Annotated in this window: 18 protein-coding genes and 1 pseudogene; 16 read left to right on the forward strand and 3 right to left on the reverse strand. The window is 44.2% G+C overall.

Translation table 11 applies throughout. From position 1 onward, the window contains the following. Positions 1–3 precede the first annotated feature (3 nt). The 9 genes from ung (at position 4) to pyrF (ending at position 7,130) form a co-directional block, all read left to right on the forward strand. Complete coding sequence (ung, locus tag FTT68_RS02495) at positions 4–717, forward strand: uracil-DNA glycosylase (RefSeq protein WP_005177514.1); 714 nt, start codon at positions 4–6, stop codon at positions 715–717. Further along, on the forward strand, positions 714–1,838 hold the full coding sequence (locus FTT68_RS02500; RefSeq protein WP_005177517.1) for an enoyl-CoA hydratase/isomerase family protein: 1,125 nt from the start codon (positions 714–716) through the stop codon (positions 1,836–1,838). The genes ung and FTT68_RS02500 overlap by 4 nt, the downstream gene beginning before the upstream one ends. A 3-nt stretch (positions 1,839–1,841) precedes the next feature. Next, positions 1,842–2,363, forward strand: coding sequence for a tRNA adenosine(34) deaminase TadA (gene tadA, locus FTT68_RS02505; RefSeq protein ID WP_180175169.1), 522 nt, complete (start codon positions 1,842–1,844; stop codon positions 2,361–2,363). 57 nt (positions 2,364–2,420) lie between these two features. After that, positions 2,421–2,852 (forward strand): SRPBCC family protein, encoded by a 432-nt coding sequence (locus FTT68_RS02510; RefSeq protein ID WP_180175170.1) that lies wholly within the window; start codon positions 2,421–2,423, stop codon positions 2,850–2,852. A gap of 27 nt (positions 2,853–2,879) precedes the next feature. After that, complete coding sequence (gene cmk / locus FTT68_RS02515) at positions 2,880–3,563, forward strand: (d)CMP kinase (RefSeq protein ID WP_180175171.1); 684 nt, start codon at positions 2,880–2,882, stop codon at positions 3,561–3,563. Between the two features lie 106 nt (positions 3,564–3,669). Further along, entirely contained in the window at positions 3,670–5,346 is a 1,677-nt protein-coding gene (rpsA, locus tag FTT68_RS02520) for a 30S ribosomal protein S1 (protein ID WP_005177527.1), read from the forward strand. A gap of 160 nt (positions 5,347–5,506) precedes the next feature. Next, positions 5,507–5,812 (forward strand): integration host factor subunit beta, encoded by a 306-nt coding sequence (locus tag FTT68_RS02525; protein ID WP_005177533.1) that lies wholly within the window; start codon positions 5,507–5,509, stop codon positions 5,810–5,812. A 25-nt stretch (positions 5,813–5,837) separates the two neighbouring features. Further along, positions 5,838–6,203, forward strand: a complete 366-nt coding sequence (locus FTT68_RS02530) for a lipopolysaccharide assembly protein LapA domain-containing protein (RefSeq protein ID WP_005177535.1) — start codon at positions 5,838–5,840, stop codon at positions 6,201–6,203. 246 nt (positions 6,204–6,449) lie between these two features. Next, a complete protein-coding gene (gene pyrF, locus FTT68_RS02535) occupies positions 6,450–7,130 on the forward strand; it encodes an orotidine-5'-phosphate decarboxylase (RefSeq protein WP_005177537.1) in 681 nt (226 codons plus the stop codon). 70 nt (positions 7,131–7,200) lie between these two features. On the opposite strand, the gene FTT68_RS02540 is transcribed toward pyrF, so the two are convergent. Both FTT68_RS02540 and FTT68_RS02545 read right to left on the reverse strand, forming a co-directional pair. After that, complete coding sequence (locus FTT68_RS02540) at positions 7,201–8,109, reverse strand: lysine exporter LysO family protein (RefSeq protein ID WP_104488984.1); 909 nt, start codon at positions 8,107–8,109, stop codon at positions 7,201–7,203. 41 nt (positions 8,110–8,150) lie between these two features. Beyond that, positions 8,151–9,680, reverse strand: a complete 1,530-nt coding sequence (locus FTT68_RS02545) for an NAD(P)/FAD-dependent oxidoreductase (protein ID WP_160241354.1) — start codon at positions 9,678–9,680, stop codon at positions 8,151–8,153. A gap of 157 nt (positions 9,681–9,837) precedes the next feature. Between FTT68_RS02545 and FTT68_RS02550 the strand changes: the two genes are divergently transcribed. The 5 genes and pseudogenes from FTT68_RS02550 to FTT68_RS02570 all read left to right on the forward strand — a co-directional run bounded on the left by FTT68_RS02550 (position 9,838) and on the right by FTT68_RS02570 (position 16,944). Then, the gene (locus FTT68_RS02550; RefSeq protein ID WP_180175172.1) at positions 9,838–10,845 is read left to right on the forward strand and encodes an AraC family transcriptional regulator; all 1,008 of its coding nucleotides are present in this window, start codon (positions 9,838–9,840) and stop codon (positions 10,843–10,845) included. Positions 10,846–10,928: 83 nt separating this feature from the next. Beyond that, positions 10,929–12,083: a cell division protein ZapE gene (gene zapE / locus FTT68_RS02555; protein ID WP_005177549.1), complete on the forward strand. Its 1,155-nt coding sequence runs from the start codon at positions 10,929–10,931 to the stop codon at positions 12,081–12,083. A gap of 379 nt (positions 12,084–12,462) precedes the next feature. After that, the gene (locus tag FTT68_RS02560; protein WP_180175173.1) at positions 12,463–14,628 is read left to right on the forward strand and encodes a malate synthase G; all 2,166 of its coding nucleotides are present in this window, start codon (positions 12,463–12,465) and stop codon (positions 14,626–14,628) included. 136 nt (positions 14,629–14,764) lie between these two features. After that, positions 14,765–16,207 (forward strand): aldehyde dehydrogenase family protein, encoded by a 1,443-nt coding sequence (locus FTT68_RS02565; RefSeq protein WP_180175174.1) that lies wholly within the window; start codon positions 14,765–14,767, stop codon positions 16,205–16,207. Positions 16,208–16,275: 68 nt separating this feature from the next. Continuing rightward, positions 16,276–16,944: pseudogene (locus FTT68_RS02570) on the forward strand (SOS response-associated peptidase). A 23-nt stretch (positions 16,945–16,967) separates the two neighbouring features. Here FTT68_RS02570 and FTT68_RS02575 read toward each other — a convergent pair. Beyond that, entirely contained in the window at positions 16,968–17,432 is a 465-nt protein-coding gene (locus FTT68_RS02575; protein ID WP_005177561.1) for a MarR family winged helix-turn-helix transcriptional regulator, read from the reverse strand. Positions 17,433–18,419: 987 nt separating this feature from the next. On the opposite strand from FTT68_RS02575, the gene FTT68_RS02580 reads away from it, so the two are divergent. Beyond that, positions 18,420–19,940 carry a transporter associated domain-containing protein gene (locus tag FTT68_RS02580; protein ID WP_104488977.1) on the forward strand — a complete coding sequence of 507 codons (1,521 nt, stop codon included), beginning with the start codon at positions 18,420–18,422 and terminating at the stop codon, positions 19,938–19,940. Positions 19,941–20,054: 114 nt separating this feature from the next. After that, a partial coding sequence (locus FTT68_RS02585) for a transposase domain-containing protein (protein ID WP_180175175.1) occupies positions 20,055–20,221 on the forward strand: 167 nt, incomplete at its 3' end.

Here is a 20,221-nt window from a genome sequence, read left to right on the forward strand (position 1 = left end):
GGTATGTCTTTAACTGAACAGCAACACGCGAAACTGGAGAAGGTTCAGTTAGATGCGAGCTGGAAATATGCCCTGAGCGATTTTTTGCTGGGTGAGAAAATGGATGCCTTAAAAGCGTTCCTACTCGAAGAAAAACAAGCCAATAAAGTGATTTACCCACCAAGTGGCTTAATCTTTAATGCACTAAATACTACGCCGCTGGAGCAGGTCAAAGTCGTTATTCTAGGCCAAGATCCTTATCATGGTCCAAATCAGGCACATGGCCTGAGCTTTTCTGTACAGAGAGGGGTTGCATTACCGCCATCTTTACGTAATATTTTCCATGAGTTACATACCGACTTGGGGCTGGACATCCCCAAGCATGGCGATTTAACCCGTTGGGCGGAACAGGGCGTGCTGCTGTTAAACAGTGTCCTGACGGTTGAAGCCGCACAGCCGACGTCGCATCAGAAGCGGGGCTGGGAAGAATTTACAGATCATGTGATTGATGTCCTAAATGAACAGCGTGAGCATATTGTGTTCATTTTATGGGGTGCCTATGCACAGCGTAAGGGACAACGCATTGATCCGAATAAACACTTAATCTTGAAAGCCGCACATCCGTCGCCGCTGGCGGCAAACCGTGGTGGTTTTTTTGGATGTAAAGTGTTTTCAAAAACAAATAATTACCTGAAACAACATGGCATTGAGCCTATAGACTGGCAGCTGGACGCATGACACAAACTCCCGTATTGAAACAGTATCATCCCGATTTAATTGTTGAAGAAGCACAAAATGGCTGGCGTATTGTTCGTTTGAACCGTCCAAAGTCGTTGCATGCACTGGATGAATCTATCGTGACTGCTTTACTGGAAGTCTTTCAGGACTTTCATACGGATGAGCAGGTGAAAGCCATTTGGCTCGATTCCACTACACCAAAAGCCTTCTGTGCCGGTGGCGATGTGCGCAAACTGCGTCAACTGGTGATTAATGACGAAGTTGAGGCAGCCAATAAATTCTTTGAACAGGAATATGCGCTGGATTTGTTGCTGCATAACTATGCCAAACCGGTTCTGGTCTGGGGTGAAGGTTATGTGATGGGCGGTGGTTTGGGTCTGTTTATGGCAGCGCCGTTCCGTCTGGTAACCCCGCATTCACGTCTGGCAATGCCGGAAATTAATATCGGTCTTTATCCAGATGTAGGTGCATCGCGCTTTCTGGCAGATCGGGGTGCTATTGGTCTGTTCACTGGTTTAACCGGTTCGATTATGACTGCCGCCGGCGCTTACGGAATTGGCTGGGCCACACATATCTGTGATGTCGCACGTGATGTGGTGTTGGACCGGATGATTAATATTGACTGGGATCATTATCCGGCCGGTGATTTCCGTGCTATTGATGACACTTTGAACAGTATGCATCGTCCGGTTGGACCAGGACCATTACAGAATTCATTGGATGTAATTCATAGCGTGTGTCGTGGTGTCAACTTTGAACATGACTATGAAGCAATTGTCGGTTTAAGTGATGCGCGTAGCGACTGGCTGCGTCAGGCCAGTGAAAACCTGCAAAAAGGTTCACTGACAACTGCAGCCCTAAGCTGGTTATTATGGCAATGGGGCAAACAGGTGCATTCATGGAATGAAGTGTTTGAACTGGAAACCCAGATTTCGGCCTGGAAAATCAATCACCCTGACTTTGTTGAGGGTGTGCGTGCCCGTCTGGTCGATAAGGATTTATCTCCAGAGTGGAAGCAGGGCGCTGATCGCAGCCTAAAAGGTATTCTGGCCGATGATCCACCGGTGACGTCAATTCAAAGCTGGAATGACCTGCTGAAACGTCATGGTGTTATCAGCTGATTTATGTCTGATGTAGAAGCTTATTCTGATGAATACTGGATGCAGCGTGCTTTTGAGCAGGCTGCATTAGCGGCCTCGCAGGGAGAAATTCCTGTCGGGGCAATTTTAGTCAGTCGGAACCAGATTATTGGGTCAGGCTATAATGCGCCCATTTCCCTGAATGATCCTACTGCGCATGCTGAAATTCTGGCGATTCGTCAGGCCTGTAGCCACATTGCAAATTACCGTTTGCCGGAAGATACCACGCTCTATGTTACGCTAGAGCCGTGTACCATGTGTGTGGGTGCGCTGATTCATGCCCGGGTAAAACGGGTAGTATTTGGTACCACCGAGCCGAAAGCTGGTTCTCTGGTTAGTGCACGCCAATTGCTGGACAGTGGCTATTATAACCATCTGTTTGAGTTTGAATCGGGCTGTTTACAAACCCAGTGTGCAGCCCAGTTGAGAGATTTTTTCAAGCTGCGTCGTGAGCAGAAAAGACAGCAAAAATTACAACAAAAGTCCTTAAATGATCAGAATCTTTAAAGCATTTTCCTCTACACTAAGCCGTGTACGTGATTGAATCCCTTTAGGAACAATAAAATGAACGCTATTCAAATTAAAAAAGAATTTAATGCGCCTGTAGCACAGGTATTTGAATTAATGTCGAAACATGCCACCTATAACACCGCTTTTGCACCTTTGCAGGTTAAGCGTGTCAAGGATTCCGCTGATCCTGAACGCCCGGATGGTATGGGTTCGGTGCGCCGGATGGGTTTTGGCCCGGTTAAGCCTTTGCAGGAGCAGATTACGGTGCTCGAGCCAAATCAGCGGATTGAATATAAAATTATTAAAAATCCGTTGGTGAAACATCATTTGGGCGTGATTGAATTTGAGCCTGTGGCAGAAGATAAAACCCTGGTGACCTACCGGATTGAGCTGCAGGCACGCGCGCCTTTTGTCAGTAAACTCATTCTTGCCCAGTTGAAAACTGCAATTAAAATCGGTTTAAGTAAACTGGCTAAATCTGTATAAAAATCTGTAAATATGTCTGGAAACGCAATGACAGTTCAAATTATTACCATTGATGGGCCAAGTGGCTCAGGTAAAGGTACGCTTGCCGCCAAACTGGCTGAACATTATCAATTTCACTTGCTGGATTCAGGCGCGCTGTATCGTCTGCTTGGGCTGTCATTGCATAAGGCAGATTTGCTGGAAAGTCTGAGTAACGAACTAAGCAAATGCATCGAAATTGCAACAAATTTAGACATCAAATTTCAGAGCACAGCAACCGGCACTCAGGTCATGCTGGATGGCGAAGATGTCAGCCAGACCATCCGTACCGAACGTGTCGGAGAATATGCTTCAAAAGTAGCAGCAATTCCGGAACTTAGAACGGCATTGTTGGCCCGTCAGCGTGCTTTTGCCCAGGCGCCGGGGCTGGTAGCCGATGGTCGTGACATGGCCACCTCCATTTTTCCTGAAGCACAAGCCAAAATTTATCTGACTGCATCGGCAGAGTCGCGCGCGCAAAGACGTGTAAAACAGTTGCAGGGTATGGGGCTGGATGCTAAAATAAACGACATTTTAGCTAATATCGAAGCTCGCGACAAACGGGATATGGAGCGCGAAGTTGCTCCACTCAAGCCAGCGGTTGATGCTTACATCATTGACAGTTCAGATTTGAACATCGATGAAGTCTTTCAACTGATGACACGTTATGTCGATCAGCAATTAGCAAACTAAATTTATTCAGCGAATGCATAGCTTGATCAGTTTTATACGGACTATGTAAACGCTTAACTAAACCGGCCTTGTCTGATCCAAGACCGCTGACTTTATCGGAAATATCATGACCGAATCTTTTGCAGCCCTCTTTGAAGAAAGCGAATTAAACCTCAACGTTGAAAAGGGTGCTGTCATCCAAGGCGTTGTAGTAAGCATCGACTCTGATTGGGTAACAGTTGACACTGGCCTTAAATCTGAAGGTATTGTTGACCGTGCTGAATTCTTAAATGAACAACGTGAACTTGAAGTTCAAGTTGGTGATACTGTTGATGTTGTTGTTGAAGCTCTCGACAACGGTATGGGTCAAACAGTTTTATCACGTGAAAAAGCGAAACGTGCTGAAACTTGGACTAAACTTGAAAAAATCTTTGAAGACGGCGAAATCGTTACTGGTGTTATCTCTGGTAAAGTTAAAGGCGGTTTCACTGTTGACATCGGTCCAGTTCGTGCGTTCTTACCAGGTTCTTTGGTAGACACTCGTCCTATCCGTGACACCACTCACCTTGAAGGTAAAGAGTTAGAATTCAAAGTTATCAAGCTTGACGCTAAACGTAACAACGTTGTTGTTTCTCGTCGTGCTGTTATGGAAGCTGAATCTTCAGCTGACCGTGAAGCGCTTCTTGCTCAGCTTGAAGAAGGTCAAACAGTTACAGGTACGATCAAGAACCTTACTGATTACGGCGCGTTCGTTGACCTTGGTGGTATCGATGGTCTTCTTCACATCACTGACATGGCTTGGAAACGTATCAAGCACCCATCAGAAGTTGTTGAAGTTGGTCAAGAAGTTACTGTTAAAGTACTTAAGTTTGACAAAGAACGTAACCGCGTATCTTTAGGCCTGAAACAATTAGGCGAAGATCCATGGTTAGCGATCATGAGCCGTTATCCTAAAGGTTCTATCGTTAAAGCTCGCGTAACTAACTTAACTGACTACGGTTGCTTCGCTGAAATCGCTGAAGGCGTTGAAGGCTTAGTACACGTTTCAGAAATGGACCACACAAACAAAAACATCCACCCATCTAAAGTTGTTCAGATCGGTGACGAAGTTGACGTTATGGTTCTTGAAGTTGATGAAGAGCGTCGTCGTATTTCTCTTGGTATCAAACAAACTCGTGCTAACCCATGGGAAGAGTTTGCTAAGAACCACGACAAAGGTGAAAAAGTTTCAGGTACAATCAAGTCAATCACTGACTTCGGTATCTTCATTGGTTTACCAGGCGGTATCGATGGTCTAGTTCACTTGTCTGACATCTCTTGGAACGAACAAGGCGAAGAAGCGATTCGTCGTTACAAGAAAGGTGACACTGTTGAAGCGGTTATCCTGTCTGTAGACGCTGAAGGCAACCGTATCAGCCTTGGTATCAAGCAATTGAACAGCGATCCATTCAACGATTTCTTGGCTGCTAACGAACGCGGTGCGCTGGTTAAAGGTACTGTAACTGCAGTTGACGCGAAAGGCGCGACTGTTAAGTTAGCTGACGAAGTTGAAGCAACTCTGAAAGCATCTGAAATCAACCGTGATCGCGTTGAAGATGCAACTAAGTTCTTAGAAGTTGGTCAAGAAGTTGAAGCGAAAATCATCAACGTTGACCGTAAGTCTCGCTCTATCAACTTGTCTATCAAAGCGAAAGACGAAGCTGAAGAGAAAGAAGCAGTAGCTAACTTACGTCAAGCAACAGCTTCTCAAGACAATGGTCCTAAGACTATTGGTGATCTGATCAAAGCTCAGATGAACCACTAAGTAGCCGTGGAAAAGTATGATTAATGTAATTTAACTCTTACTTTTTACACAAATACTGTAAACGGTAGCGTAGTATTAACTTATTGCGCTACCGTTTTGTATTTAAACAGGTTATTATCGGTTTTAAGTTAAAGTAGCTTGATAATTAAAGAGGTCGCAGATGACTACTGAAGCACTTAATAAGTCTGACTTAATAGAGCGAATTTCCCTAAAAAATCCACATTTAGCGGAACCTTTAGTTGAAGAAGCTGTTAAGATTATGATTGATCAAATGATTGAATCACTGTCTGCAGATAACCGAATTGAAATTCGTGGATTTGGTAGCTTTGCATTGCATCATCGTGAGCCACGTGTAGGTCGTAACCCGAAAACGGGCAAGTCGGTTAAAGTGGCGGCAAAAGCGGTACCTCATTTCAAACCAGGTAAAGCATTGCGCGATGCAGTGAACGCATCTGCAGAGAAATAATTAATTTATATCCTGAGGTGTGTTTATGCGTTACGTCTTAGTCGCATTATTGATTGTACTGTTTGGCTATTCATTGGCTCTGGTTTTACAAAATGGGACCGAGCTGTCGGTTGACCTTTTGTTCACTCAAGTTCCAGCCATGCGTTTGGGGTTATTGTTATTACTGACCCTGGCACTGGGTGTTGTTGTTGGACTTTTACTGGGTGTGCAGATTTTCCGAGTATTCCAGACCAGCTGGGAAATCAAGCGACTGCGTAAAGATATTGACCATCTGCGCAAAGAGCAAATTCATACGGCACAGTTGGCAGCGGCTGAGGCGGCTGCAAATACACGCCATGAAAAAACAGTGGTAGATATTCATCCGAATGATCGTTCATCTACACCTTTATAGTGGGCGCTTGAATAAAGTTGAATGGCTTTATTCAGGGTCTGCAACTTGAAATATTTAACGCTTAAGAGCTGATCTCTTAAGCGTTTTTTTATACAGTCATGTTTTGAAATGCTTAGTTTGATCTATAAGGTTTTATAAATAAGCAGCTTAATTTAACTGCTTTGCTTATATTCAATAAAATTCACTTGGTTGCCAGATTTGAAATTCGTATAATGCTTTAATTTTGTCAGTTTTAAGGGTCTTCTCATGAGTATTATCGTTGCTTTAGATGCAAAAAGTCATTACGACGCAATGACAATTGCCGAGCAGCTAGACCCAGCCTTATGTCGGGTTAAGGTCGGTAAAGAGCTGTTTACCCATGAAGGGCCAGCAGTGGTCAAAGCACTGCAAGATAAAGGCTTTGAAGTTTTTCTGGATTTAAAATTCCATGATATTCCTAATACCACGGCTCAGGCTGTATGTGCGGCAGCAGACTTAGGGGTGTGGATGGTGAATGTGCATGCCTCTGGCGGCCGAAAAATGATGGAAACCTGTGTAGAGCGCTTAAAAGCAGGGAATTACAACACCCAGCTTATTGCGGTGACTGTTCTGACCTCAATGGGCCGTGAAGATTTACGTGATATCGGTTTAGATATTGAGCCATTTGAACAGGTGAAGCGTTTAGCCGCCTTAACCAAAGACAGCGGTTTGGATGGCGTAGTTTGTTCAGCGCAAGAAGCCAAGATGCTACGTGAAAGCTTGGGTCAAGAATTTGCTCTGGTAACGCCGGGGATTCGCCCTGAAGGTTCAGCTGCAGATGACCAGAAGCGTATCGTCACGCCTAAACAGGCGATGATGGATGGTTCAACACATCTGGTGATTGGTCGCCCAATTACCAAGGCGGAACATCCTCGTCAAATGCTTAAAGATATTCTAGCGACGTTGTAATCTCCCTAAACCCCCCCTTTTCCAAAGGGGGACTCCTCCCTTTGTAAAGGGAGGTTGGAAGAGGTTAAATCTAAATCACTGCCAGAATACTGACCACGATAGGTGCCAATACTGACAACACAAAACCACTGACCATGGCATGAGGAATAAAGTCATTGCCACAGGCCTGTTTCACCATTGGTAAGGTCACATCCATCGCTGTAGCGCCGGCAGAAGAAATGGCCGCACGCGGATAACGCCAACCAATCAGATACATCAGCACAATCGCAAAGATTTCGCGGAATAAATCATTCATCAGGGCAATACTGCCCAGTTCAGCTGTACGCAGTTCGCTAATTACAATCCCGCTCATGGAATAAAAGCCATAGCCTTGCGACAGCATGATCAGATCTTTTAGGGAAATGTGTGATAGCCAGAATAAGCAGAACAGCGCCCCTAAAATCGAGCCAACAATACAGCCCACTGGCACCAGCAGGATGTTCCAGTTTAACCAGGAGTGGTCAAGTGGCGCACGTGCAAGATCAAAACCAATCATTAGCATAAAGACCAGTAATAAATGCCAGGTACTAATATGTAAATTGAGCTGCCAATATTCACTGCCCAGATAAAGCAGATAACCAGCGGCTAAAGCAATGAAGGCATAACTGATATTGAGTAAGGATTGTAGTACCAGACTGAAGGATACGCGTCCTTGGCTGGGCTGAAAACCGGCCCATTTAAACAGGCCATAACAGCAGGCGAAAGCGCCGAGACTGGTGCTAAATGAAATCAGCATTGCGCTGGTTAAAATACGTTCCGGTTGAGGGATTTGGTTTAAAGTCTGGGCAAATTCAAGTGAAATGGCGATCAGTAGAATATAGCTGAAATAAGGTAACAGTTTCAGCATAAGCTGTTGCAGCCAGCGGGGAAACCGGGCTGCAAAGGCATAGCCGAGATAGAGACAAAATAGTAGCTGGAAAATAAGCCAAAAGGATTGCATCTATACTCGCCTAAAATCAATTCCTGCTTATTATGCCTGAATTAGCTGGCCAGCTGTTGTTTTGCACGTTTATTCAGTAAGCGATAATCAGCCGGATTCACTTTCTGGGTTTTTAACCAGTATTTCCAGGTATAGGTCGGCCAGAGGGCAAAGTTTTTACCGCCATCTTGCTGATACCAGCTGACACAACCGGATTGCCAGATGGTCCCGGCCAGCATCTCCTGAACATAACGGTTATAGTCATCATGAACCTGATCTTTAATGACTATGGCATCGGTCTGGGTACGTTCGACCAGCTTGATCATCTGCAAAATATAGTCAACCTGTGCCTCAATCATAAACACTACGGAATTATGCGCCAGCACGGTATTGGGGCCTAGCAGCTGGAACAGGTTGGGAAAGCCTTTGGTGCAAATGCCATAATAACTTTCGGCGCCATCTTTCCAGGCCTGTTTCAGCTCCACGCCATGTTCACCGACACAATCAAACGATTTCAGATAAATGCGCGGATCGGTAATAAAACCGGTGCCATAAATCAGACAATCAATTGGGCGTTCTTTGCCATCTTTGGTGATGATGCTGTGTTCAGTCAGCTCCTGAATGGCATCAGTCACCAGTTCGACATTGGTGCGATTAAAGGTCGGATAATATTTATTGGAGACCAGAATACGTTTACAACCCATAATATAGTCAGGAATCAGCTTGGCGGCGATGCGTTTGTCCTTGACCTGATATTTTAAAAAGGCTTCGGCCAGTTTCTGGGTATATTTCATTACCCCTGGTTTTACAATCGGCACCACGCGGGATTCATTGGACCAGTACAGGCGGGCGCGGTGCAGTTTTCTAAACCAGTCAAACTTTTTAAACAGCTTTTTTTCAAGCTGGCTATAGAGTCGTTCATCGCGTGGAATCACCCAGGCGGCGGTACGCTGAAACACATACAGCTGTCTGGTTTGTGGGGCAATTTCCGGAATATATTGAATGGCACTGCCGCCAGTACCAATTGAGGCGACATTTTTACCGTTTAAGTCGTATTGATGATCCCACTGCGAAGAATGAAAGACCTTGCCTTTAAATTTTTCGATCCCCGGAATATGTGGAATTTGCGGCACATGCAAGGGTCCGGAGGCAAATACCACATATTGGGCAATCAGCTTGCGCTGCTGATTGAGCTGTAAATGCCATTCACAATCCTGTTCCTGATAATGCGCAGACAGGACTTCAGTCTGAAACTGGCAATAATCTCTGAGCTGGAACTGATCGGTCAGGCCCTGAATATAGGCAAAAATCTCTGGCGCTTCGGCATAGCGTTTCGACCAGTCGGTTTTGGGCGCAAATGACAAGGAATACATATGCGATTGCACATCACAGGCCGCACCCGGATACTGGTTTTCCCGCCAGGTGCCACCAACCTCATTGGCTTTTTCCAGAATAATAAAATCGGTGATCTGTTGCTGCAGCAGGCGAATGGCCATCGCCAAGCCACCAAAACCGGCACCAATAATGGCAATTTTAGTTTTTTGAACGGCATGATTTGTAGAAAAATCATGATTTGACAATGCATCATGCATAGTTGTATATCCTTTTCTTTTTATTTCTATGATTAGCATATAAGCGGGTCAGTGCAGATGCCATGATAGCACTGACAAAAAAATTGATATTTTCGGCAATTTAAAAATAGTGAATGATATAGTAAAACAGATACACAGACGTGACTCAAGCGCCCCTATGAAACGATCCATTCTCGGTCTCATGTACTTAATTCAAGGTATGCGAAATGCCGGAATTGATGTGGACGAGCGTTTGCAAAGTATCGGGCTGCATGCAGATGCACTGGATGCCAGTTCGGTGATTCATCCGCGACTGGAACTGGATATTCTGAAGATTATTGGCGCCGGGGTGCGACCTGAGCAGGGTATTTTTATTGGCCAGCATTATGCACTGGCCGGTTATGGTCCCTTGCTGATGTTACTGGTGACCTCTGACACTATTGCGACCGCGATTGAAAAAGGCATTCAGTATCAGGGGCTGACTCATCTGACCGGGCAGCTAAAGCTGAAACATGAAGCAGATCGGGTGGCGCTGCAATATCTGCCGAATGATCTGGATAGCGATTTGGGTATGCTGCGGGCGCAATGTGAAATTTCCGGGACTTTCAAGTTTATTCAGGATCTTTACAAGATGATGAGCCTGAATGTGCCGCAAATCCGTATTGAACTGCCATTTGCACGTCCAGATCAGGCACAGGCCCTGGTGGCTTATCATGACTATTATGGTCATGACTTGTGTTTTGGCCATGACCATGCAGCGTTCTGGTTCGAGCAGTCGGTGCTGGAAGTGAAAATTCCATCCGCTGATTCAATTACCTTCAAGACCTTTGAAGAAAAGTGTATTGAAGAGCTGCGGCGCTTAAAACTGGAAGATCAGGCACCGACCTTGGTGCAGCGAGTCAAAGATTATCTGGAATTGCAGCAGGGCGTGATGCCGACCATGGCCGAAACCGCGCAGGCCTTACAGATTCCAGAGCGCACCTTGCGTCATCAGTTACAGCAGCTGAACACCAGTTATAAACAGATTCGTGAAGATTTAATTAAAGACAAGGCATTGAGATTAATTGAATATCAAGCTTATTCAATTGAAATGATTGCAGAGTTACTGGGTTATTCAGAACCTGCGGCCTTTAATCATGCCTTTAAACGCTGGTTTGGACAAAGTCCGCGCCAGTATGGGAAATAGCCTAAGCATTTTAAACCCAAAGTGGTATATTGTGCGGCGGTTATCTTCGTTATCATTTATTAACCCCAAAAGTACTGAATAATATGTCTGACTTCAACTCATCCCACAACACAGCATATACTCCATTGTCTCCGGCAGAACGCTATGCACAGGCGTTGGCGTCGGGGCAGTTCATGCCAGATGAAGCACAGGCCGAAGCGGTACACGAGCTGGATCGGGTGTGGCAAGAGTTAATTCAGCGTTATAAAGCCTCGAAAAAGGCCTTTCGCCGTTTTCGTCGTCAGACATCTCCGCGCGGTGTGTATATGTGGGGTGGGGTTGGACGCGGTAAAACCTGGCTGATGGACCAGTTCTATGAATCAATTCCGTTTCGCCGCAAAATCCGTATGCACTTCCATCACTTTATGCAGCATGTGCATCGTGAACTGAACAAACTGTCAGGGCAGCGTAACCCGCTCGATACAGTGGCTGACCAGATTTATAAAGATGCGGTGATCATCTGTTTTGATGAATTCTTTGTATCTAACGTGACCGATGCCATGATTCTCAGCGACCTGTTCCAGAAGCTGTTTAATCGCGGTATTACTTTGGTGGCCACCTCAAACATCGCGCCAGATGGCTTGTATAAAAATGGTATTCACCGTGACCGCTTTATTCCAACCATTGAAATGGTGAAAAAGAACTGTGCCATTTTAAATGTCGATGCAGGAGTGGATTACCGTTTACGCGTGTTAAAACAGGCGCAACTGTTTAAATCGCCGCTGACGCATGACCATAATGTCTGGATGGCGCAGCGTTTTGATGCGCTGACTCATACCCAAACCCATTCGGATGAGCCCATTACCATCAACAACCGTTTAATTGAAACGGTGGCGCATACTGAAGATGTGTTGTGGTGTGAATTCTCGGAAATGTGCCTGAAACCGCGTAGCCCAGCTGACTATATTGAAATTGCCAACCTGTACAATACCGTGCTGGTCAGCAATGTGCCGCATTTAACCGATTATCTGGCTGATGGCACACGCCGTTTTATTTATCTGGTCGATGAGTTTTATGATCGTGGTGTAAAGCTGCTATTAACCTCAGAAGATTCGATTATTGAACTTTACCAAGGTGAAAAACTGGCCTTTGAAATTGAACGGACGCGTTCACGTTTGCTGGAAATGCAGTCAGATGATTATTTACATGCAGCGCATCGTCAGATTTCAGCTGCAGGTGCATCGACTGAAGCGTCTTAATACTGAATTCAGCATATTTTAAAAGCGTCCAACCGGGCGCTTTTTTTGTAGCAAAAAATCTTTGCTGCTTTTATCGACATTTTGTTCAATTCATGGCTTAATCTTGGCTAATAATAAAACCCGGAAGGGCTGAAGTGCCGAATTTTCTTTACAATTCTGAACTTAAGTCTAATTTCGACATTTCAAAAACTTTATACACTGTAGGTTATATATTTCGCTTAATGATAATGTCACATCCTAAGATTATTTTATTTTTAAATAGCAACATTTATTTAATAAAAAATGATCACTATTTAGCAATGTGATAATACTATTCAGCCAAATATAAATCGGTATACTAGAATCTCTTGTATAAAAAGTAGCAATATCAGGAAAGACAATGACTGCACGTATTCAAAAAGGCAAGTTAGCGATTGCTAAAGAACTTTACGATTTCATCGAAAATGAAGCATTACCAGGTTCTGGTTTAGACAGTGACACCTACTGGAAAAACTTTGAGCAAGTCGTTGTCGACCTTACGCCTAAGAACAAGGCATTGCTTGCCAAACGTGATGATCTGCAAGCGAAGATTGACGAATGGCATCGCAATAACACATTTGAACTAGAAGCTTACAAAGCCTTCTTGTCTGAAATTGGCTACTTATTACCAGAAGTAGAAGATTTTCAAATTACGACTGAAAATGTAGATGAAGAAATTGCATTACTGGCAGGCCCACAGTTAGTTGTCCCTGTACGTAATGCGCGTTACTGCCTGAACGCAGCCAATGCACGTTGGGGTTCTCTATATGACGCACTATACGGCTTTGACGTAATCTCTGAAGAAGATGGCGCAGAAAAAGGCAAAGGCTATAACCCGAAACGTGGTGAGAAAGTTATCGCATTCGCGAAAAACTTCCTGGATGAAACTTTCCCGTTGGCGCAAGGTTCACACGCAGATGCAACAAAATATGCGGTTGAAGGTAATGCACTGGTTGTTAGCCTGAAAGATGGCTCAACTACGACTGTTGCAGATGCTGCTAAATTTGTCGGTTATAATGGCGAAGCGGCTGCACCAACTGAAGTTGTGCTGAAAAATAACGGCCTGCATGTCATCATCCAGATTGATGCCAACAGCCCAATTGGCCAAACTGATGCTGCTGGTGTTAAAGACGTAGTTCTTGAAGCTGCAGTAACAACAATCCAAGACTTGGAAGACTCAATTGCAGCTGTAGATGCTGAAGAAAAAGTTGAAGGCTACCGTAACTGGTTAGGTCTAATGAAAGGTACTTTATCAGAGTCAATCGAGAAAAATGGCAAAACCATGACTCGTACATTGAACGCTGACCGTACTTTCAAAAACCTAGAAGGCGGTGAAACTAAAGTTCATGGTCGTTCATTAATGTTACTACGTAACGTAGGTCACTTAATGACTAACCCTGCAATTTTGGTTGATGGTCAAGAAATCTATGAAGGGATCATGGACGCATTGATCACTCCATTATTGACTTTTGCTGACATTCGCGGTGAAAACACGATCAAGAACTCACGTCAAGGTTCTATGTACATCGTGAAGCCAAAAATGCATGGTCCAGATGAAGTTGCATTTGCAGTTGAATTGTTTGAACGTGCTGAACAAGTACTTGGCTTGCCTGCGAAGACTTTAAAAATCGGTATCATGGATGAAGAACGTCGTACTTCTGTAAACTTGAAAAACTGTATTGCTCAAGCTAAAGACCGTACTATCTTCATTAACACTGGTTTCATGGACCGTACAGGTGACGAAATCCATACCTTCATGGAAGCAGGTCCATTCGTTCGTAAAGGCGAAGTAAAAGGTCAAATTTGGTTCCCAGCGTATGAAAACCGTAACGTGATGATTGGTTTGAAAGCAGGTTTACGTGGTAAAGCACAAATTGGTAAAGGCATGTGGCCAAAACCAGACATGCTTTTAGACATGTACAAAACCAAAACTGAACATCCTGAAGCGGGTGCAAGCTGTGCATGGGTTCCATCACCTACAGGTGCTGTGATTCACGCTATCCACTATCACCAAGTGAACGTAGCAGACCGTCAACAAGAATTGTTGGCAACTGAGCCTTTATCTTTAGATGACTTGTTAACTCCGCCATTGGCGAAAGACACTAACTGGTCTGACGAAGAAAAAACTAAAGAGCTTGAAAACAACTGTCAAGGTATCTTGGGTTACGTTGTACGTTGGGTAGATTTAGGTGTAGGTTGTTCTAAAGTTCCAGACATCAACGATGTTGGCTTGATGGAAGACCGTGCAACGTTACGTATTTCTTCACAACACGTTGCCAACTGGTTACGTCACGGTATCGTGACACGTGAGCAAGTTGAGGAAGTAATGCAGCGTATGGCTAAAATTGTGGATGAGCAAAATGCTAACGATCCATTATATACGCCAATGTCTAACGACTTTGAGAACAACATCGCATTCCAAGCTGCGTCTGACTTAATCTTTAAAGGTGGTGAGCAGCCAGCAGGTTATACCGAGCCGCTATTGCACGCAGCACGTTTAAAATTAAAAGGCTATACAGGTGACTAATCCTGAATTTGCCTGATCTAAAAAAAGCCTTCTTCGGAAGGCTTTTTTTATGGCAATAATTACACACCGAATAGCACTAGAACTTTCTGTGCAGACCTTTTAGAGTGAAGGAAATCATCAAAATCTGGAAGATGTTATGGGCGCGTATCAATTTCTTGATCAACAGTTTATTGCTGGTGAATGGATCAAGGGCACTTCAACCCGAATCCTGGACAATCTGAATCCTTATACCCAAGAAAGCATTTTAAAATTACAAGGTGCCAGTATTGTCGATGTCGACAGTGCCTATGCGGCGGCTTTGGAGTATGCTGCAAGGTGGGCAGACAGTTCAGCTGAAGCACGAAAAAACCTGCTGCTGCGTGTGATTGAGATTATTCAGGCGCGTCGGGAGGAAATTATCGACTGGCTGATTCAGGAATCGGGCAGTACCCGTTTAAAAGCCAATATTGAAGTCGATGCAGCAATAGGCATTTTAAAAGAAAGCTCGACTTTCCCGGAGCGCATGTTAACTCAGGAACTACCATCTCCCGATCCGACCCGTCAAAGCTATGCGGTACGTAAACCGCTGGGTGTGGTGGCGGTAATTAGCCCATGGAATTTTCCTTTTCATTTAAGTATGCGTTCGGTGGCTGCAGCACTGGCGCTGGGCAACACTGTGGTACTGAAACCCGCCAGTGATACGCCAATTACCGGTGGCCTGCTACTGGCGAAACTGTTTGAAGAAGCCGGTGCTCCGATGGGCAGCCTTAGTGTGCTGGCAGGTGCAGGTAGTGAAATCGGCGATTATTTTGTTGAACATGAAGTGCCGAAACTGATTTCCTTTACCGGTTCTACCGAAGTGGGCAAGCGCGTGGGTCAGCTAGCAGTGAGCAGTCCCAATTTAAAACGGCTGGCGCTGGAGCTGGGCGGAAACGCACCTTTGGTGGTGCTGGATGATGCCGATCTGGACTTGGCGGTAGAACTGGCGGTGATGGGGCGCTTTTTGCATCAGGGTCAGATTTGTATGAGTACCAATCGCATTATTGTCGATGCAAAAGTGTATGACAGTTTTGTCGGTAAACTGGTTGAACGCAGTAAAAGCATTCCTTTTGGTGATCCAAATGATGAGGCTACGGTGATTGGCCCAATTATTAACCGCGATCAGGTGCAGAAGATTCAGCGTATTATCCAGCAAGGGCAAGAGGCCGGTGCGACACTGGTACTGCAAGGTGCCACGCGCGGTCATGTGATTCCACCGCATATTTTTATTGATGTTGACCCGGCGTCGAGTCTGGCGCAAGAAGAAAGTTTTGGGCCGGTACTGCCCGTGATTAAAGCACAAAATGAGGCCGAAGCACTGATGCTGGCCAATGCCACACGTTTTGGCTTATCGAGCGCGGTCTGTAGCGCCAATATTGAACGTGCCAAAGCTTTTGCTTTAAAGATTGACGTCGGGATGACGCATATCAATGCCATTACCGTAGCCGATTATCCGAATGCACCTTTTGGCGGTGAGAAAAATTCAGGTCTGGGACGTTTTAATGGTCAATGGGTGTTGGAGGAGTTTTGTCGCACCCACTGGTTAACGCTACCCAGTTAAAGCATAGACGCAACTTAACCGCCTGAAGGCGTATAATAGAGCTGTCTAAACTGAGCAGCCATATTGCCATGTGTGCCAACTTTAAACCGCTTACACCACAACAGCGACAGGATTTAAATCTCCCGGATATTCCTTTTGAATATGAAGATGAGGTCTATCCGGGTTATCACTTACCGTTGCTGTTCAAATCTGAACAGGGGCTGGAATGGCGTAAGGTGATGTTTGGTTTGGTGCCGAAGTGGGCGGAAGATAAGAGCATTGCCCATAAAACCTATAATGCCCGTAATGAAACCCTGTTACAGAAACCCAGCTTTCAGGAAGCGGTGCTGAAACGCAAGTTTGGGGTCATTCCGGTAACGGAGTTTTATGAATCCAAATATATTGACAATAAACCGCAGCGCTGGGGCGTGCGCCGTAAAGATGGGCAGGCGTTTTATATTGCGGCTTTATATGAAATTTGCAAAATTCAGGATGAGATTATTCGTTCCTGCACTATGATTACCATGGACGCGATCGACCACCCAATGATGAAAGACTTTCATGAGCCGGGCAATGTCAAACGTTCGGTGATTGTGATTCCACATGCACGTTTACAGGAATGGCTTGGCTAAACTCAGCCGGATATTCAGCGTTTTGTCGAAGGCTTTCCAGTTGAAGAGTTTGAATGCTCGCATGTGCCAAAAATAAAAATCGAAAAAGTTAGTCCCCAACTGAACTTTTTCGATTCTTTGTCATAAGCAGTGTGTAGAATGCTGGATGATTAACGCGATAAGTTATTAAAAATATGACGCAAACTGTCCATCATTTTTTCAATCTGTAGCGGGGTTAAACCTTCAAAGGACTGTTCCAGTACTACACCGGTCAGATCATTGATTTTTTCGGTCATGGCATGGCCCTGATCGGTCAGAATAACCCGGGTGATGCGCGCATCATCTTCACAGGAGTAGGTCTCCACCAGGCCTTCTTCTTTCAGGCGATAGACAATTTTGGTGGTGGTCGACATCTTTGATACCACCATGTCTGACAGGTCGGAAACGCTGGCATTCGGTTTGGCTTTTAGCGCAATCAGAATGCGGCGGCGTGAGTTATCCAGACCATATTTCTTGAGTGCATGATCGACATTTAACACATATTGAGCATGGACTTGGGTTACCCAGTAATAAGGAAACTGCTCAATATTGAAGTCTTCAGTAGAAGGCAGAAATTTGGAATATTTCTTGGTCATTTAGTTATTCCTTGCATTTTTAATTGTATTTGTGTGAAATCCCATCACATTTTATTTGAAATGTCATATGCTTAGCAAGTTGTTTTAATCGTATTCGTCAATAAAAGGCTGAGGCAAAGCGTTTTTATCGGGAGATCATCTGGCTTAGACTGGGATAGTTAGGGAGAGATCATCCCTATTTTAGTCCTGATAAATGGTCATAATCTTCTGTGTAAACTTCAGTATTTCATCTTAAAGATGCGTATTTTTAAAGTGGTTTAGATGAGTAATGAGGATGAAGGTTTTATCCAGCAATCATTCTGCCCAAAACACCCCAAGGTCTTGTCTCCTAAAAAACAACCAATTTCACTTGATCTTAATTGGCTGTTTTTTTCTGCTTGAAATAGCGACTGATAGGGCGTTACACCTTTCTCGCGAAGCACTTTGATAAACGTATATTTGTTGCATTGTCATATATTTTTATCCGTTATTTTTGCATGAAAATGATCATGATGCTGTTAAGAGTAAAGCATTTGAGTTGAGAACTTGCATGTCTTCCTTCAGGATTTACTTTCAAACCGTTTAAGTAAAAGTAACAAATTGAAAACTGGGCTACATTTATCTCAATACTAGAAATTTGAGTCTTTTAGATAGAAAAATAATATCTTGGAATTTATTTTTTAATAAAATAATAAAAATCAAATATTTATATTTAAGTTGTGAAATCTAGCCCCGATTTTTGCTCTGATTGCAGTCATTTATCTCTTTTTGGAAGTTTTAATAAAACCTGAAATTTAATTACAAACTTGTACTTTTTTTAAGCAGAAAACTTGGCTTAATTTAACCAATACAGGAATTTACCAAAAAATTCCGAAAAAATGATTACAAAAATAGAAGATTATGCATAATATTTTTATCTACAGTTGAAAAGGTTAAATTTATGGATCCGTCGCCGGGCCCAGGTCTACATTTCGAATTACACGCTAACCCTATCGGAGAGATGAACTAATGGAGTTTTTATTAGATCCGGGAATTTGGGTTGGTTTAATAACACTTATTATTTTAGAAATTGTTCTAGGTATTGATAACCTAGTCTTTATTGCCATTCTGGCAGAAAAATTACCTCCTGAGCAGCGTGATAAAGCCCGTGTGATTGGCTTGTCTTTGGCTTTGCTCATGCGTTTGGGGTTATTATTCGCAATCTCTTGGTTAGTCACCTTGACTCAACCGCTTATTTCGATATTTGATTTAACATTCTCAGGGCGGGATCTGATTCTCCTGTTCGGTGGTTTGTTCTTGGTCTATAAGGCCGTGACCGAATTGCACGAGAAGATGGAAGGCAAGCCGGAAGTTAAAGTGACCACCAATGTGGTTTATGCCAGCTTCACCGCAGTGGTTGCCCAGATCGTAATCCTGGATGCCGTATTCTCTTTAGACTCTGTTATTACCGCAATTGGTATGGTCGACAACATCTATGTGATGATGGCCGCCATGATTGTAGCAATGGCGGTCATGTTAATGGCGTCTAAACCGCTAACAGCCTTTGTTAACCGTCATCCAACCGTGGTAATCTTGTGTTTAAGCTTCCTGCTGTTGATTGGTATCAGCCTGATTGCAGAAGGTTTTGGTTTCCACATTCCGAAAGGTTATATCTATTCAGGTATTGGTGTAGCCATTGCCATTGAAGCCTTTAACCAGTTTGGGCAGCGTAATGCGGCAAAACATGAAGCGAAAATTCCGCTGCGTCACCGTACTGCAGATTCGATTCTGAAGTTAATGGGCGGCCGTATTGAAACTACGGACATGCATTCAAGTGAAGCACAAGAAACCTTTGCGCATGAAGAGCGTTATATGATTGGCGGCGTATTAACGCTGGCAGAACGTTCGGTTGCGTCGATTATGACGCCGCGTAACCAGATTTCCTGGGTGAACATTGAAGATACACCAGAACAGATTCGTGAGCAGGTATTGTCGGTACCGCACAGTTTATTCCCGGTATGTCGTGGTAGCCTCGACAAAGTTATCAGTATTGTTCGTGCCAAAGAGCTACTGGATGTGCTGGATGATGAAGAAGCCTTTAAGGCGCTGGTGAAACGTCATCGTCCAATTTACATTTTTGAAAAAATGAAAGTCATTGATGCGATCAATACTTTACGTACTTCAAAAGGTTCATTGGTGCTGGTGAGTGACGAGTTTGGTAATGTGCAAGGTCTGATTTCGCCGCTGGATGTGTTTGAAGCGATTGCCGGTGAATTCCCGGATGCCGATGAACAGCCAGATTTAATCCGTGTTAACGAGACCACCTGGAAAGCGACCGGTATGCTGGACGTTTATCAGCTTGAGCTGGAACTGGGTATGCTGGATCTGGTGGAAGAAGATGCAGGCTATATTAGTGTTGCCGGCTTAATCTTGGATAAAACCCAGGGTGATGTACAAGTCGGTACGCATCTGGACTATCAGGGTGTACACTTTGAAGTCACCGAGCTGGAAGGTAACCGCATTAAAACCGTGATGATTACCTACGCTTAATTGGCAAAAGTTGGTAAATCAAAAAAGCCTCACTGATGTGGTAATGCCAGTCAGTTAAGCAAATATTAGAAAAATGTAGTAAAAATGAGTGTATGTAAATACGCTCATTTTTTTATGTCTTTATCTGAACATTTAGAATCCACTCTTGAACATGCTCTCCCATCACTTAGCCATTTTTGTGAACTTATTGACTTAAATTGGATTGAAACATCTCTGCATCAAACAGGTAAGGCATCGATCAGAAGGAGAAAATTACCTGCTGAGCACGTGGTTTGGCTTGT

Source organism: Acinetobacter sp. Q85-2 (genome assembly GCF_013420555.1).
Taxonomy (GTDB): Bacteria; Pseudomonadota; Gammaproteobacteria; order Pseudomonadales; family Moraxellaceae; genus Acinetobacter; species Acinetobacter indicus.